The organism is Pseudobdellovibrionaceae bacterium, from assembly GCA_023954155.1.
Taxonomy (GTDB): Bacteria; Bdellovibrionota; Bdellovibrionia; order Bdellovibrionales; family UBA1609; genus JAMLIO01.
Genome location: JAMLIO010000007.1, coordinates 1 through 15,420, shown reverse-complemented (window position 1 = coordinate 15,420; position 15,420 = coordinate 1). Strand labels below are relative to the sequence as shown.

General features: G+C 42.7%; 13 protein-coding genes. All 13 read left to right on the top strand.

The genetic code is table 11. The annotated features are described in order from the left end of the window. The first annotated feature begins 33 nt into the window (after positions 1–33). The 13 genes from M9899_08865 to M9899_08805 all read left to right on the top strand — a co-directional run bounded on the left by M9899_08865 (position 34) and on the right by M9899_08805 (position 15,317). Complete coding sequence (locus M9899_08865; protein MCO5114274.1) at positions 34–927, top strand: hypothetical protein; 894 nt, start codon at positions 34–36, stop codon at positions 925–927. Continuing rightward, positions 924–2,012 (top strand): glutamine-hydrolyzing carbamoyl-phosphate synthase small subunit, encoded by a 1,089-nt coding sequence (gene carA / locus M9899_08860; GenBank protein ID MCO5114273.1) that lies wholly within the window; start codon positions 924–926, stop codon positions 2,010–2,012. The genes M9899_08865 and carA overlap by 4 nt, the downstream gene beginning before the upstream one ends. Further along, complete coding sequence (locus M9899_08855) at positions 2,005–2,664, top strand: hypothetical protein (GenBank protein ID MCO5114272.1); 660 nt, start codon at positions 2,005–2,007, stop codon at positions 2,662–2,664. Before carA ends, M9899_08855 begins: the two co-directional genes overlap by 8 nt. Beyond that, on the top strand, positions 2,661–5,861 hold the full coding sequence (gene carB / locus M9899_08850) for a carbamoyl-phosphate synthase large subunit (GenBank protein MCO5114271.1): 3,201 nt from the start codon (positions 2,661–2,663) through the stop codon (positions 5,859–5,861). The genes M9899_08855 and carB overlap by 4 nt, the downstream gene beginning before the upstream one ends. Beyond that, on the top strand, positions 5,858–6,733 hold the full coding sequence (locus M9899_08845; GenBank protein ID MCO5114270.1) for an ABC transporter ATP-binding protein: 876 nt from the start codon (positions 5,858–5,860) through the stop codon (positions 6,731–6,733). Before carB ends, M9899_08845 begins: the two co-directional genes overlap by 4 nt. After that, the gene (locus M9899_08840; GenBank protein MCO5114269.1) at positions 6,714–7,484 is read left to right on the top strand and encodes an ABC transporter permease; all 771 of its coding nucleotides are present in this window, start codon (positions 6,714–6,716) and stop codon (positions 7,482–7,484) included. Before M9899_08845 ends, M9899_08840 begins: the two co-directional genes overlap by 20 nt. Further along, positions 7,484–8,245, top strand: a complete 762-nt coding sequence (locus M9899_08835; protein ID MCO5114268.1) for a prepilin peptidase — start codon at positions 7,484–7,486, stop codon at positions 8,243–8,245. The genes M9899_08840 and M9899_08835 overlap by 1 nt, the downstream gene beginning before the upstream one ends. A gap of 275 nt (positions 8,246–8,520) precedes the next feature. After that, the gene (locus M9899_08830) at positions 8,521–9,591 is read left to right on the top strand and encodes a pilus assembly protein PilM (GenBank protein ID MCO5114267.1); all 1,071 of its coding nucleotides are present in this window, start codon (positions 8,521–8,523) and stop codon (positions 9,589–9,591) included. Next, positions 9,578–10,222, top strand: coding sequence for a PilN domain-containing protein (locus tag M9899_08825; GenBank protein ID MCO5114266.1), 645 nt, complete (start codon positions 9,578–9,580; stop codon positions 10,220–10,222). Before M9899_08830 ends, M9899_08825 begins: the two co-directional genes overlap by 14 nt. Beyond that, entirely contained in the window at positions 10,212–10,895 is a 684-nt protein-coding gene (locus M9899_08820) for a hypothetical protein (protein ID MCO5114265.1), read from the top strand. Before M9899_08825 ends, M9899_08820 begins: the two co-directional genes overlap by 11 nt. Further along, entirely contained in the window at positions 10,892–11,779 is an 888-nt protein-coding gene (locus M9899_08815; GenBank protein ID MCO5114264.1) for a pilus assembly protein PilP, read from the top strand. The genes M9899_08820 and M9899_08815 overlap by 4 nt, the downstream gene beginning before the upstream one ends. A 50-nt stretch (positions 11,780–11,829) precedes the next feature. Then, positions 11,830–14,046: a type IV pilus secretin PilQ gene (gene pilQ, locus M9899_08810; GenBank protein MCO5114263.1), complete on the top strand. Its 2,217-nt coding sequence runs from the start codon at positions 11,830–11,832 to the stop codon at positions 14,044–14,046. Between the two features lie 140 nt (positions 14,047–14,186). Next, positions 14,187–15,317, top strand: coding sequence for an AAA family ATPase (locus M9899_08805; protein ID MCO5114262.1), 1,131 nt, complete (start codon positions 14,187–14,189; stop codon positions 15,315–15,317). Positions 15,318–15,420: the final 103 nt, after the last annotated feature.

The window sequence follows — 15,420 nt, the reverse complement described above, 5'->3', positions numbered from 1 at the left end:
TTCGAGGATACTTTACTAGAGTGTGATTTTAGCATGCTAACACAAATATTTTCCTTAAAACAAGAGTCTCCAAGTGACCTTGAGTCTATTCTACGGTCTTCTTTGGCTTTAAAACAACAGGTCGCCCAAAAAGGTTGGAGTTCCTTAGCCTTAGATCAGCCTTATTTGGTCTTTCAAATTTTCTTTGAACCCAGCACTCGCACTCGGGTGAGCTTTGAAACTGCGGCTCAACGTTTAGGGGCTAGACATAGCTATTTTCAGATGGACGGTTTTACCAGTATGTCTAAAGGGGAAAGTATTGCAGACTCTTTGAAAGTCTTTGAAATGAATCACCCTGATTTATTGATCATACGTTCTGGCGAGCACATTGACGTAGAGCAATTTTATCAAAACACCTCTATCCCCATTATCTGCGCGGGTTATGGTGAACTTTATCATCCCACACAGGCCTTTTTAGATCTGGTGACCATCATGGAGTACAAAGACACAGAACGTGTTTCGGGTTTAAAGCTGTTGTTTGTTGGTGATGCGAAGCATAGCCGAGTCGCCCACTCTCATTCAGTGATAGCGCAAAAGTTAGGGTACGAGTTAGGACAGTGCGCTGACCCTGCACACTGGAGTGGTGAATCTCATTGGCAGAAGTTTTCAAATTTGGACGAAGCTATGGATTGGGCCGACGTGGTCATTCGATTAAGAACACAGAAAGAGCGTGGGGCTTTAGATGTATCTAAGGATTATATGATCACACAAAAGCTACTGGAAAAGCATGACGTGCCACTGATGCACCCAGGACCTTTTTTACGTAATGAAGATTTTGAATTTGGTTTGGCTGAACATAAAAATTCTTTGATCTGGCAGCAGAAAGAAAACGGCCACTATGTCAGAGCGTTTCTGATGAAAGCCCTCTTAACTAAGGAAAAGATATGAGCAGTAAGGGATATTTAGTATTAGAAACAGGAGATGTGTTTTCTGGTAAATGGAACGGTGGTACTGCTCGTGCTGGAGAAATCGTGTTCAATACCAGTCACTCTGGATACGAAGAGATGGCAACAGACCCCAGTTACTTCTCACAGATCTTGGTGGCCTCTGCTCCCATGCAAGGTAACTATGGTGTAGATGACGAAGTGTGGGAGTCCTCCCAAGTGCACATTCGGGGTTTTGTGTGTCTTGAGATTCAAAACACCTCGCGAGAGAACTCTTGGCTTAAGCGTTTAACCCATAAACAGGTTCCTGTGCTGAGTGAAGTCGACACACGAGCCTTGATTCTGACTCTCAGAGAAAAGGGCACCACTTGGGGTGCTATCGTCGAAGCTGAAGACGCCCAAGAGGCTCTTGGAAAATCAAAACAGCTTATTGAACAGGCTCGTAAAAAAGAAAAAGACTGGGTGAATCTAGTCAGTGTAAAAGAACCCACGACTTTTAAGGGTCAAAATCCTCAAGGGCCACGCATTGCGGTGATGGACTTTGGTTCAAAGATGAACATCATCCGTGAATTACAGCAGAGATGTTCAGAAGTGTGCATGTTTCCTTCAAGAACTTCTGCCGCAGAGATTATGGAGTGGAGTCCCGATGGACTGATGCTCACGAATGGGCCTGGTGATCCTGCCGATGTCGAGCATGCTCCCCAAACAGTCAGAGAGCTTGTGGGGAAGCTACCTATTTTTGGAATATGTATGGGGCACCAGATTTTATCTTTGGCTCTGGGATTTGAAACTTTCAAATTGCGCTTTGGACATAGAGGAAGCAATCACCCTGTCAAAGATTTAGTTTTAAATAAGGTTTATATGACAGCACAAAACCATGGGTATGCGGTGAGAATGCCAGAATGCCCTCTGCCCAATGCTGCCGATATTAAAATCACCCATGTGAACCTTAATGATAACACAGTGTCGGGGATCAAAAGCGAAAGTTTAAAATGTCTTAGTGTGCAGTTTCACCCAGAAAGTCACCCAGGGCCCAATGATGCGGCTCTGTTATTTGATTACTTCATGAAGGAGATGGTTCGTGGTTGAATTTAATGAACTTCTAGATCAAGTCTTCACTCACTTTTCAGGTCCTGGGTATCAGGACCGACTGACTTTAGCGAAACAGTCCTACGTGGATTTTGCGGGTCCCTTTGATGAAGATCAAATTGATATTGAAAGCAAATGGATTCAATTTAGGGACTGGTATCTGTATGATTTTCTTTACCAAGGGACCAGTTGTATTTCTATGGTCCATGAAGTTCCAGAAATTTCAGAAGACCTTAAAGAGAGTCTGCAACAAGCTAGATCGAGCATTTATTATTTTTATAAAGAAAGTAGAGGATGGGTGTATTTTCGTGATCTGATCACACGAGATAAGATTTATTTTAAAAATACCGATGCCATACTGCTTTTAGAAAAGAACCGTTACATCCAAACCCGTCTTTTTAGATACAACAAGGATTGGTATGCGGGGGCTTACCTGACGGTTCACCCTCAAGGTTCAGAGAAATTTATTGATTCTAAAGTGAAGTTGATCCGCAAAGAAAAAAATATTGAGGTGCGCTTAGAGATGAAGATCAGGCTTTTGGATTTGATCTTTAGACGGTTCTTTCAAAATTTACGTTTCAAACAAGTGGATGTCCGCAAAATTTACGCTGATGAACCTTTATTTGATAGAAAGGCAGAAACAAGAATATGAGTTCAGCAAATGCAATTCCCTACAAAAAGATTTTAATCATTGGTAGTGGACCTATTGTGATCGGGCAGGCTTGTGAGTTTGATTATTCAGGCACACAAGCTTGTAAAGCACTGACCTCTTTGGGTGTGGAGGTGGTGCTAGTGAACTCTAACCCCGCTACCATCATGACAGACCCTGATGTGGCTTCAAAAGTTTATATTGAACCTCTGAAGAAAAAGTTTTTGCTTAAAATTTTAGAAAAAGAAAAACCAGATGCTGTGATTCCTACATTGGGAGGACAGACGGCCTTAAACTTAGCTTTAGAGCTTTATGAAGACGGAATCTTTGACCGTTTGAATATTAAAATGCTTGGAGCCAACCCTGATGTGATCCAAGCCGCTGAAGACCGAGAAAAATTCAATGATATTTTAGTCCAAGTCGGGGCATCCAAAGCGCAAAGCGTGATGGTGTCTACCTTTGAACAGGGGTTAAAAGACATTGAGGACTTTAATTTTCCAGTCATCTTGCGCCCCAATTATACTTTGGGTGGAGCAGGCGGAGGAGTGGCGTACTCTTTAGAAGAGTACAAAACCAAACTGGCCAATGCCTTGCATGAAAGTCCGACCTCAGAAGTTTTAGTAGAGCAGAGTTTGCTTGGTTGGTATGAATATGAACTTGAGATCATGCGTGATAAAAATGGCACCTTTGTGGTGATCTGTTCGATTGAAAACATTGATCCTTGTGGCGTGCATACAGGAGACAGCATTACGGTCGCGCCTCAACAGACTCTTTCAGATAAAGAGTATCAAGAGATGCGGGATGAGGCGCAAAAGATTGTCAACGCTGTGGGGGTAGAGACAGGCGGGGCAAACATACAGTTTGCCGTGCATCCTACCACTCGCGAGCGTGTTGTGATTGAGATGAATCCGCGTGTGAGTCGTTCTTCGGCTTTAGCCAGTAAAGCCACGGGATTTCCTATCGCTAAGATTGCAGCACTTCTGGCTGTGGGACAGACTCTAGAAGAGATTCAAAACGACATCACCAAAACCACACCTTCGTGTTATGAACCCGCTTTGGATTATGTGGTCACTAAGATTCCGCGTTTTGCCTTCGAGAAGTTCACGGGTTCAGAAGACCACCTGACAACACAAATGAAAAGTGTGGGTGAGGTGATGGGAATCGGTAGAACATTTAAAGAGTCCTTTAGCAAAGCTTATGTGTCTCTTGAACATGGTCACATGGCCGAAGTTGAAGTGGAATTTGTAAAAGAAAAAGTCAGTTATCCTAACAGTGAACGCATGGACTACCTGTTTGAGGCTTTTCGTCGCGGTCATAGTGTGAGTGAACTTAATGAGTGGACGGGCATTCATCCTTGGTTTTTGGAACAGCTTAAAGAGATTGTAGATTTTGAAGAGGTGATCCGAGGTCAAAAGCTCACTGAAGACAGTCTGAAACGAGCAAAACGTTTAGGATTTACAGATAAGTCCATTTCCAAATTGGTTCAGATTCCCGTTCAAGATGTGAAAGGTTTAAGAAAGAACTGGGGGATCACTCCAAGTTATTTGCAAGTGGACACCTGCGCTGGAGAATTTGCTTCAGAAACACCTTATTTTTACTCCACTTATTGGAGCGAAAAACCACAAGGTTTAGATGTGTTTTTGAAATCACAAAAAGAAAGAATCGTCATCATTGGCAGTGGCCCCAACCGTATTGGTCAGGGTATTGAATTTGATTATGGCTGTGTCAGAAGTGTGAAGGCTCTTAGGGCATTAGGATATGAAGTGGCTATGATCAACTCCAATCCAGAGACAGTATCTACGGATTATGATACGTCTGACTTTTTATTTTTTGAACCTCTTGATCCTGAAAGTGTGATCGAGGTGTGTGAAGCTTTAAACCCTAAAGGATTTGTGTGTCAGCTTGGGGGGCAAACTCCTATCCGTTTGGCTCCTTCTTTAGAACAGGCGGGATTTCAAATTCTGGGTTCTAGCCTACACGCTATTGATTTGGCAGAAGACCGTGGTCAGTTTGTTAAAATCGTAGAGGCTTGTAATGCCAATATTCCCAAGTCAGGAATGGCGGCAGACGTCGATGAGGCTTTAAAGATTGTCGCTAAAATTGGGTACCCTGTGATGCTTCGTCCAAGTTATGTGTTGGGTGGAAGAAGAATGGAAATCGTAGAATCCGAAGTGGAGCTGCAGGATTATTTTTCTAAGTATAAAAAAGACATAGATGTTGAACACCCATGTTTGATCGATCAGTTTTTAGAACGTGCTTTAGAAATTGACGTGGACCTCGTGCGCGCCAAAGACTGGAAGGTCATAGGTGGGGTGATCGAACATATTGAAGCTGCGGGTGTGCACAGTGGAGACAGCATGGGTGTCATGCCCCCACAACGTTTAAAGCCAGAAACCTTGAAAAAAATTGAAGAGCTAAGTCTTGCTCTTGCGGATCGTTTGCAAGTGATTGGGTTTTTGAATTTACAACTCGCGGTCAAAGATGATGAGGTGTATGTTTTAGAAGCCAACCCTCGAAGCTCAAGAACAGTGCCCTTTGTGTCTAAAGCGACTCGTATTCCTTTGGTGGATATTGGTATGAGAGCAATTTTGGGTTTACCACTCACAAAAACTTTCAATTGGCAGGAGTCTTTAGATAAAGTTGTGGTCAAAGGTGTGAGCTTTCCCTTTAAAAAGTTTCCCAATGCGGATTCAATTTTAGGACCAGAAATGAAGTCCACAGGGGAAAGCATGGGAGTGGGAACGGATTATTCGGAGGCTCTACTTAAAGCGATGATCTCTGTGGGATTGACTTTTCCAGATAGCGGTGAAGTTTTCTTAAGCTTAAGAGACAAAGACAAACAAGAGCTGTTGCCAGATATTAAAAAGCTTGTGGATATGGGCTATACTCTGAGTGCTACAGGAGGGACTGCTGATTTCATTCAGTCTCATGGAATTGAATGTTTGAAAGTGAAGAAGGTTCATGAAGGCCGTCCACATTGTGTGGATCGAATTCGTTCAGGGGAAGTGTGTCTGGTGATTAACACCACCTCAGGTAAGCAGTCCATTGATGCCAGCTTTAGCATTCGTCGCAGCTGTATTGATTACTCTATCCCTTGTTTAACAGAAAGTGATGCGGCGCAAGCATTTTTACTTGCCTTACAAAACCAAAAGAGGGGATCATTTGATGTGTATCCGCTTCAAAAAGGTTTGCAACTATGAATTCTGTGCTGAAAGCAGAAGGTGTTAAAAAAAATTTTTATGTGGGATTTCAATCAAAAAAAGTCGAGGCCTTAAAAGGTCTCAACTTTGAAGTGCCCGCAGGCACCATCACCTGCTTTTTGGGACCCAATGGCTCTGGCAAATCCACATTCATTAAAATCGCCACCAATCTTGTGAGCCCTACAGAAGGGCGAGTGCTATTTTTTGGCGATCAGCCTTATGCTAAAGCCCGCTCCAGAGTGGGATATGTACCAGAAAAACCTGAATTTCCTGGATTTTTAACCCCAGTTGAAATCTTAAAGTTTGTAGGCTCTATCACGTCTAACTTTGAAGAAAAAAGAATTTTGGAAACTTTAGAACTGGTGGATTTAGCTTATGTTAAAGATCGTCGTTGCAAGGGATTTTCTAAAGGGATGAATCAACGTTTGGCTCTAGCTCAAGCTCTCCTGTCCCAGCCTGACCTGTTGATTTTAGACGAACCTTTTAATGGTCTTGATCCCGAAAGTCGTTTGAGTACGGTCAACACTCTGAATGAATACGCGAAGAGTGGGAAGAGTGTGTTTCTGACCAGTCACCTGCTAGAGGATGTGCAAAAGGTGTGCGACTTCTTGGTGGTGATCAGGCAAGGCCAAGTTCGATACATGGGTGATGTGAAGAGTTTAGTAAAGACCACCACCTTTAGCGTGCAATATAAAAAGAGTGACAGCAATGAGTTGCACTTTGAAACTGTAGCCGAACACAGCTTAGGTCCGACTTTGCAGAATTACATTCAACAGAATTATAGAATTTGGTCTGTCACTCCTGACAACCAAGAGCTTACGGCCATTTATAAAATGTTACTTGAGGGTTCCGATGTTAAAGAAACTTATTAGCTTAAGCCATCTTACCTTTGTGAGTTTATCACATAAAAAGATTTATTATGTGGGTCTGACCATTGGGACTCTGCTGACTTTATTAAGCTTACTTCTTGGACCCTTGGGGTTTAACGATGAGATTCGACTAGCGATCAATTTTGGTCTGTCTGGAGCACAGGTGGGGGCCATCTTTTTAGCAGTTCTTGCTGGAGCCTCTTTGCTCAAAGAAGAATTGGAAAGCCAAGCGGCTTTTATTTTTCTCTCTAAAGATATTTCTAGGTCTACATATCTTTTGGCGCAGTTTTTTGGTTTTGCCGTAAGTTTATCGGTGACTCTTTTAATTTTAAGTGGCTTCTTTTTTCTCACTTCGTTTTTAACAGGGTTGGAGTGGGGCTTTAAGGTGTTCATTCCTTTTGCGGGGATATTTGTAGAATCCTTAGTGCTTTTTTCTTTTGCGCTGTTCATCTCTCTTTTGACTTCCACACTCTTAACGGTGGGTCTCTCATTTTGTTTTTTCTTGATCACCCATTGGGTGTCTTCACTTGAGTTTTTACTCAAACTGTCTCCTTCAGAATATGTAAAGACGGTAGGACCGATCCTTTTATGGATCTTACCCAATATGGAAGGGTTAAACTGGAAGTCAGATTTGACTTACAATGAATGGGACGCGGCCTCAGCCTATGGAGCGTCTTTGCTTTATGGTCTGTCGTGGGTGGTGATCTTTTTGGTCTTAGCCATTGTGGTGTTTGAAGAGAAGGATCTGACGTAATGGAAGCGGGTGCAATGACCCTGATGGGGGTCTATGTTTTAGCTTTTGCCTTTGGGGCTTGTTTTGGGAGCTTTGCCAATGTGGTGATCTATAGATGGCCGCGGGAACTCAGCCTGATCTCGCCAGGAAGTTCGTGTCCTCATTGCCAAAAAAAGATCAAATTTTATGAAAACATTCCCATTATATCTTGGCTGTTTTTAAAAGGCCGTTGTTCGGGGTGTAAAGAGCGCATTTCTATTGAATATCCGTTGGTGGAGCTTCTTACAGGCCTGCTCTTTTTGGCCATCTTCTATAAATCTGGATTCACATGGACGACCTTAGAGTTGTGTGTTTTTACAGCAGCCGCTGTGCCCTGTTTTTTTATAGACTATAAACACATGTTTTTGCCTGATATTTATACTTTATCTGGAATAGTCATCGGGATTTTAGGAAGCCTGATCAATCCCGAACTCCGAACTCCGTTTGCCTCTTTATTGGGTGCCATTTTAGGTGGTGGATTTTTTTATATGACCGCAGTGTTTTATAAAAAACTTAGAGGCATTGATGGTATGGGCGGCGGGGACATTAAGCTGATGGCATGGCTGGGGGCGCTTTTGGGAGCACAGTCTTTGGTGTTCATCCTGATGGTGTCAAGCGTGGCAGGGACTCTTGTGGGATCGTATATTTTATTTACACAAAAAAAATCCTCACACAATATTGCCATTCCTTTCGGACCTTTTTTGATCTTCTCTGCGTATGCCTATTACTTTTTAATGAGCTAGTTTGTAGCGCAAACTAGACCTTCGTAGTATTGTTGGACGATTCTGTTTATAGAGTGAAGATTTCCTTAGCAAGTCCAAGACCTTAGTTGACAGTCTGGTCTCGGTCAGTTGTAATTAAATAGGGTATAAAGTAGCGCGAGCCTACTTATATAGACTTAAGATTTAGCTAAAATAAGTCCAAAGTGAGGGCTTAGACTTTGGTGAATGTTTGGCTAAAATGTTAAGTCGAAGTAAGTAGAATTTTGCTAACAACACGTAAGACAACTAGAGGGAATTTGGCACTATTTGGCGGTTCAAAAAAGCATTATATTGGCCTAGATATAGGATCCGACAGCGTAAAGGCTGCCTTGGTGGAAGTTTCAACCAAAAAAAGTACAATCCATAAATTTGTTATCGAAAAGATTCCTAATAACCCACTGGCAGAAGGCGAAGTGATTCAGCCCGAAGCACTTGAACCTGTGATTGCTTCGGTGATCAAAAAATTAAAGTTAGGTAAAAGAAAGGTCAATGTAGGTCTTGTGGGCTCTGCGGTGATGGTAAAAAAAGTCAGTATACCTAAAGTGGATGACAATATGTTATCTGACCAAGTGAGATGGGAAGCTGAGCAGTATATCCCTTTTGATCTTGGGTCAGTCAACTTGGACTATGTGACTCTAGAAGCGCAATCTAATGGTGATGCCGAGACGATAGATATCTTGATTGTGGCGGCTCAGAAAAATCATTTACGTAAGGTGGTTTCTGCTGTTGAAGCTTCTGGCTACAAGGTTGGCAATGTTGATGTGAGTGGTTTTGCTGTAGCCAATATCTTTAACTACAATTATGGCGATATCCATGATCAAGCTGTGGCACTTTTGGATATTGGTGCCTTTTTTACGCATTTTGTGGTGGTTCATCGTGGTGAGGTGATCTTCTGTCGTGACCTTCCTGTTGGAGGAAGTTTTTTCACCCAAGAGATCCAGACTGCAGCGGAAATTTCTTATTTTGAAGCCGAAAGATTTAAGGTGGGGCCAGAGGGCACAATGCCCGATGTGGCTGCTCAAGCGATTGAAAATGCTTTGGACTCTGTGTGTGATCAGATTCAAGGAAGTTTTGAGTTCTTTCTAAACACCACCCAAGGTATTTCTTTATCGCATGTGTTTTTAACGGGTGGAGCGGCAAAAACAAAAGGTTTAGCTCAGGCATTGGGACGTGTTCTCGAATTGCCGACAGACTTTCTTGATCCACGTCGTGTTTTAGATATTAGACCAGGTGCCTTGGAAGATGATGAAGACGAAGTGGCCTTGAAAGGAACTGTGGCTTTAGGTTTAAGTTTGCGCTTAGAGGGGGACACTGATGATCAAGGTTAACCTTCTGCGTGACCGCACCCAAGAAAATCTAGCCATTCCAGCAAATGCCAATCAGCTTTCTTATGGTGAAATTTTACAACGAAACAAAGCGGGTGGTCCTATTAAGTTAGGACTAGAGCTGCCGCCGTCGATGAAGTTGTTGATCATTGTGCTGCCTCTAATTTCAATAATAGCCGTTGAAAAGTATACGGTCAGTAGAAACAACAATGCGATCAGTGGTCTTTTACAACAGTTGTCACGTGCTGAACGCCAGAGAGAAGAGAGCCGAGAGGCTGTGGCAAAGATCAGAGTTCGTGAGTCAGAGCTGGATGCCAGTCGTACTTTGCTTAACGACTTTAGACAAATTGATAAGGATCGTTTGTTACCCATTAAGGTTTTGGATGCCATTCAAGATCTGCTTCCCTTCCAAGTGTGGCTCAACAATGTGCAGCTGGAAAGAACAGGAATCAATGTGGAAGGTGTGGCTGTATCTGAAAACGACCTCACTCAGTTTCAACAGAACTTAGAGGCGAGTCAGTATTTCAATAATATTTTAATCTACAACCAACAAGAGCTACGCAATGAAGTGGGTCGATATGTTTCCTTTAGATTAAGAGCAGGTATTATGGAGGGTTCGGTTAGTGGAAGATAGACTACGGCGGTTAAGTCTTAGAGACACCTTACTCATCAGCGTGGGGCTGGCCGCTTTTTACTATTTTTTTATTTTCAACTCTCCTAATGTAGAGACCCGACGAGCTGAAACTCAAGGCAAGATACGTACTATTCAAGCCGAAAACACCATGATGGTTGAAACTATTGAACGAGGTCCTAAGATTGAAGAAGAGATTGCGGCGATAAAAAATGAAACCAGTCGTCGCGCAGCACGGTTTAAAATGGGGATGTCTCCAGAAACTGTGCAAAGAATCATCTCCGAAGAGGCTCGTGCCGCAGGGATTTTCTTTGAAAGTATTTCTGATGGCAGAACGGGAAGTGGAGCTTCACCACCAGTGGCCCGTAAAGTAGGTGGTAATGCTCCTGATTGGTTTGATATTGCCAATTACATACGACCTTTTGAAATCAGCACTTCATTTAGCGGAAACTATGCTCAAGTCATGAGGTTTTTATCTTACCTGACAAGAACTGATGATATCATTACACTTAAACGTTTAAGAATCAGTGCGGGACAGTTGTCGGCCACGGACCTCACCTCGGGAAAATCTCCGCCTTTAAGATTTGATGTGACGTTTGAAGCCTATAGCTTAGTGACGGACGTGGTGGCTGATTCATTGAGACCAGTAGGTGAAGCAGGAGGAGGGGCCCGATGAGAAATCTAAAAGTTATGGGACCTCTTATTGCGATTGGAATTGGAATGAGTCTGATTTTAAGCAGTGTTTATGCGCAAGACCAAGGAGTCTCAGCTAATCCTGCCGAACAGGACACTTTGGATATGCCTCCAGGTGAGGCCGCCTCTGGTCAGCAGCCATCCCAAAACCAAAACGGGGACCAAGCTGGCCAAGGTCAAGTGCCGCAAAATCCGAACTCGGCTCGGCAGGATGAAGATGTAGATCTGCCTCCGCCAACTCCACCACAAGAACCCTTTGTGCCATCACAGCCCACTCCAGGAACAGCACCTAGTCGTGGAACTATGAATGCCCCATTTGTAAATAATCAAGATGGACAAGACGGTGATTTTGCGCCTAATGGACAAACTCCAGAAGGTGTGAATCCTGATGACGAGTTAAATTGGAATGCGCAAGATGAAGATGCTCCTATTCCGATGGAAGAGATGACAGAGGATCGACTCGAAGATGAATTTGCGCGTCGAATGATGGAGCTTAACGAAGAAGTTTTAAATCGAGAGTTCTATCCGATTTTTATATACGAAGATCGTGATCGAAGAGATCCTTTTATGCCGATCCTACAATCTCGACAGTCTCTAGACCGTCGAGGTGGTGGCCCTTCTGGGTTATTGCAGTACGATTTAACTCAACTATCATTAACAGCTATTGCTTGGAATACGAAAGAGCCCAAAGCTCTTATTCGCGATCCTAAGGCCAACATTTATATGGTGAAAAAGAAAGACCCCATTGGCCGAAACAATGGATACGTTGAAGACATTCGTGAAGGCGAAATCATTGTGATTGAATCACGTGCGGTTAAGGGTGGGCAGAAGTTTTACTCTACACAGGTTTTACGAGTAGGTAGATAAATGGATTTTAGAAGTTTAAATATTTTATTAAAACTACAAAGGAGTCACGGATGATCTCCAGAATTATATTAGGACTTATGGTGTTGTCACTGGTGGGCTGTGGAAGCTCTTTGACCAATAGAAGTGACGGAGCGACAGAGGATGTTGGGCTGATCAATGAAGAGTTTTCAGAAGTTCCAGAGGCCTCGGCATCAGGAAGTGAAACCTTAGATATGGAAGGTGAGCTTGATGGAGAGTTCTCTGAAGATGGGTTAGATGACTTTGATGGAATGGCTTTCGAAGATGAAGACAACGGCGGAAGTTTTGATGACTTTGGGGACGTTGCTATGGAAGATGAGCCTTCATCTAGCAGTCCTACACCCACATTGCCTGAAGATGATTGGGGTTTTGATGATATGGATGATGTGGCGTCTTTACCCGATGATACGGGTCCAGACCCACTTGAAGGGATGACAGGCGGATTTGAGATTTCGGATTCTATGGATCAGAGTTTTGAAGACAGTTTGACTGGCAGTTTTAATGATGCAGTCACAAGTCCTATCACTGACAGCATGATTGATGAGCCACCAGTAAATAAATTTGAACCGAACCGTATTACAGCTTTAGAGTACGATTCTGATTTAAGAGGGGGATCTGTTGTGATCCGAGCCCGACGTAATCTGGAATTTAATACTCAGTATGATGCCAAGGCTCAGCAGTATATTATTGATATCGAAAACACAAAAATTCCTGACATCTATAAAAGACCTTTATTCATGAAGGATTTTGAACAGTCTTTTGGAGCTGTCAGCAGTTACGAAAATACCGATGGAACAGCAAGAGTCATCATTCAATTGAAAAACGACATTGAGCCCAATGTGTCAGTGCAAGAAAAAGGACTTGTGGTTTCACCTGGTACAGCTTTGGTTTCTGGAATGGCCACATCATCAGGTTTAGCTCCTAATAGAAAATCTGTGCCGAATGTGAACAACATGGAAGAGTTTTTGCTTGAGAATACAGATTTTACAGGAGATCTGATTTCTTTACAGGTGAATGATGAAGAACTCACGGCTGTGATCAACTTTATTGCGGATCAAGCAGGTGCTAACGTGGTTGTGGGTCAGGGTGTTGAGGGTAAAATTTCTTTAAAACTTAGAGATGTGCCTTGGGATCAGGCTTTAATGACTATTATGAAGACTCATAATCTAGGTTATATCAGAACAGGAAATGTCCTTAGAATCAGTAAACTAGAAGATTTAGAAAAAGAAGCTGATGCTGCAATTAAGATTCAAGAGTCTCAAGTAAAACTTGAGCCAGTTATTATTAAAGTGGTACCTCTGAAGTACGCTTCACCCATTGAGGTCGAAAAGCAATTGAAGCCTTTGTCGACCAAAGACAGAGGGAATCTGTTTAGTGATGCTCGTACCTCTTCAATCATTATCAATGATACTCTTTCTAATATTAACAAAATGGTAGCTTTGCTTCGAGAACTCGACACTCCACCTCCACAAGTTTTAATTGAAGCTAAGATTGTAGAAGCTTCTAGAGAGTTTGCGCGTGATATTGGTTTAAGATGGGGTGTGATGGGAGCGAACACTCAGCTAGGAAACTTCGGTGGACAACAGATCTCTATCTTCCCAAGTTTTAGGGTGAACAACATTCAAGGAAACCTAGGTCAGGTGACTACAGGTACGGATCCTCTTTCTGTGGGGCTAAGAATTGGAAGCTTTGACTTCTTAGGAAACATCAATGCCTTATTGAACTTGAAAGAAGAAGACAAGCAGATCAAGATCATCTCTTCTCCACGAGTTGTGACATTAAACAATCAACAGGCTGAAATTTTACAAGCCACTGAAATTTTAAGACAACGAGTAACCTTTGCTGGTGCTGGTAGTGGTTTGGGACAAGCCGAACCAGTTGCGATTCCCTTAGAATTAACTATGAAGGTGACACCACAGATCACTACGGATGCCAGTGTGCTTTTAGATGTTGACGTAAAAAGAGAATTCCCTGGTGCGGCTGATCAATCGGGTTTGAGTCCTAAGAACACTCGTCAGGCTAAAACTAAAGTTCTTGTGGATAACAATAAAACAGCTGTGATTGGTGGTATCTTCCAAAACGACACCACAGATACTGAAATTGGTGTTCCTATTCTTAGACATATTCCCATTTTTGGATGGCTATTTAAAACTAAAGGTCTAACAAAAATAGATACAGAGCTTATGATCTTTATTACTCCAAGAATTTTGGACAAAAATTATATGTCTTCAGATGCTTTAGCCAACTAAAGAAGCAATACTTTTAAATACTCAATCCATTTCAAAAGTCTCGTCAAGTACGAGGCTTTTTTCGTTTGTGTTTAAACAATAAAATTTGCTCAGCCTGTTAGAGATTGATTGTAGCTGGAAAGTGGAAAATGATACTTTCCATGGATTTATTTCAAGCACAAAACCGTCAACAGATTTCAGAACATGCTCCTTTATCAGAGAAACTCCGTCCCCAAACTTGGGATGACTTTTTGGTCGTAAAGAACTCTATCAAACCTGCGGTGCTTGAACTTTTTAAGCAGGGACGTTTTCCGAGCACTATCATTTATGGTCCCCCAGGAAGTGGAAAGACCACGCTAGTTAGACTCTTTGTAAAAAACTTTGGCCAAGATGTGGTCGAGCTTAATGCCGTGGACCTCACGGCCAAGGGACTTCGTGAGGAGTGTCAGAAGGCCAGCGAAAGATTTGTCTTTTATCAAAAACAGACTTTGATGTTCATTGATGAGGCCCATAGACTTTCTAAAGCTCAACAAGATGTCTTGTTACCCAGCATTGAAAAAGGGGACATCATTTTTGTCGGCGCCACTACAGAAAACCCTCGAGTGGTTTTAAACCCTGCCCTTTTAAGTCGCTGTCATCTTGTGCAGCTTAAAAATCATGATGAAAGCTCTCTTTTGGCTTTGCTCAAAAAAGGGTCCGAATTTTTAGGTTTTAAAAACATATCCGATCTTTTTGCACCAGAAACCCAAATGGAACTCATCATGAGAGCCCAAGGGGATGCGCGCACCCTGATCAACTTTGTGGAGCAAGTGCAATTGCACCTGCCCACTATTATAGAAGACAAAATGCTTCCATTAACTTGGGCCTCTATTGAAAAAATTACAGGTACAGAGGCCACCAAGGCGTACCCTAAAAAGGGGGCCGAGCACTTTGACCTGATTTCGGCTTTCATTAAGTCCATGCGATCTTCCAATGCGGAAGAGGCCATGTACTACTTCTATAGAATGATAGATTTGGGCGAAGACCCTCTATATATTACCCGTCGAATGATCATTTTCGCCTCAGAAGACATTGGCCTAGCAGACTCCCAAGCCCTGACAGTGGCTTTAAATTGTATGGAGGCCATCAAAGCCGTCGGCTTACCAGAGGCCATTTACAACCTAACGCATGGAGTAATGTACCTCAGCCAAGCCCCAAAATCGCGCACCGTCGTCAGTGCCCTAAAAATCACCAAACAAAACTACGACAAAAACCCCAACAAACTCATCCCTACCAACCTCAAAAACCACTAAGCTCTCTGTTTTTTTTGCAGCCTTCGGAATTGGGGGCCCTATTTCTAAATATATGGTCGAAATGCGAGTTCGGCTTGGCATGATTTTGCGAACGCAAAGGCAT

Bases quoted from the DNA above. Each gene is read 5' to 3' on its own strand.
- M9899_08865 (MCO5114274.1), top strand. From the start codon at position 34: ATGCTAACACAAATATTTTCCTTAAAACAAGAGTCTCCAAGTGACCTT.
- carA (MCO5114273.1), top strand. From the start codon at position 924: ATGAGCAGTAAGGGATATTTAGTATTAGAAACAGGAGATGTGTTTTCT.
- carB (MCO5114271.1), top strand. From the start codon at position 2,661: ATGAGTTCAGCAAATGCAATTCCCTACAAAAAGATTTTAATCATTGGT.
- M9899_08845 (MCO5114270.1), top strand. From the start codon at position 5,858: ATGAATTCTGTGCTGAAAGCAGAAGGTGTTAAAAAAAATTTTTATGTG.
- M9899_08840 (MCO5114269.1), top strand. From the start codon at position 6,714: ATGTTAAAGAAACTTATTAGCTTAAGCCATCTTACCTTTGTGAGTTTA.
- M9899_08835 (MCO5114268.1), top strand. From the start codon at position 7,484: ATGGAAGCGGGTGCAATGACCCTGATGGGGGTCTATGTTTTAGCTTTT.
- M9899_08825 (MCO5114266.1), top strand. From the start codon at position 9,578: ATGATCAAGGTTAACCTTCTGCGTGACCGCACCCAAGAAAATCTAGCC.
- M9899_08815 (MCO5114264.1), top strand. From the start codon at position 10,892: ATGAGAAATCTAAAAGTTATGGGACCTCTTATTGCGATTGGAATTGGA.
- pilQ (MCO5114263.1), top strand. From the start codon at position 11,830: ATGATCTCCAGAATTATATTAGGACTTATGGTGTTGTCACTGGTGGGC.
- M9899_08805 (MCO5114262.1), top strand. From the start codon at position 14,187: ATGGATTTATTTCAAGCACAAAACCGTCAACAGATTTCAGAACATGCT.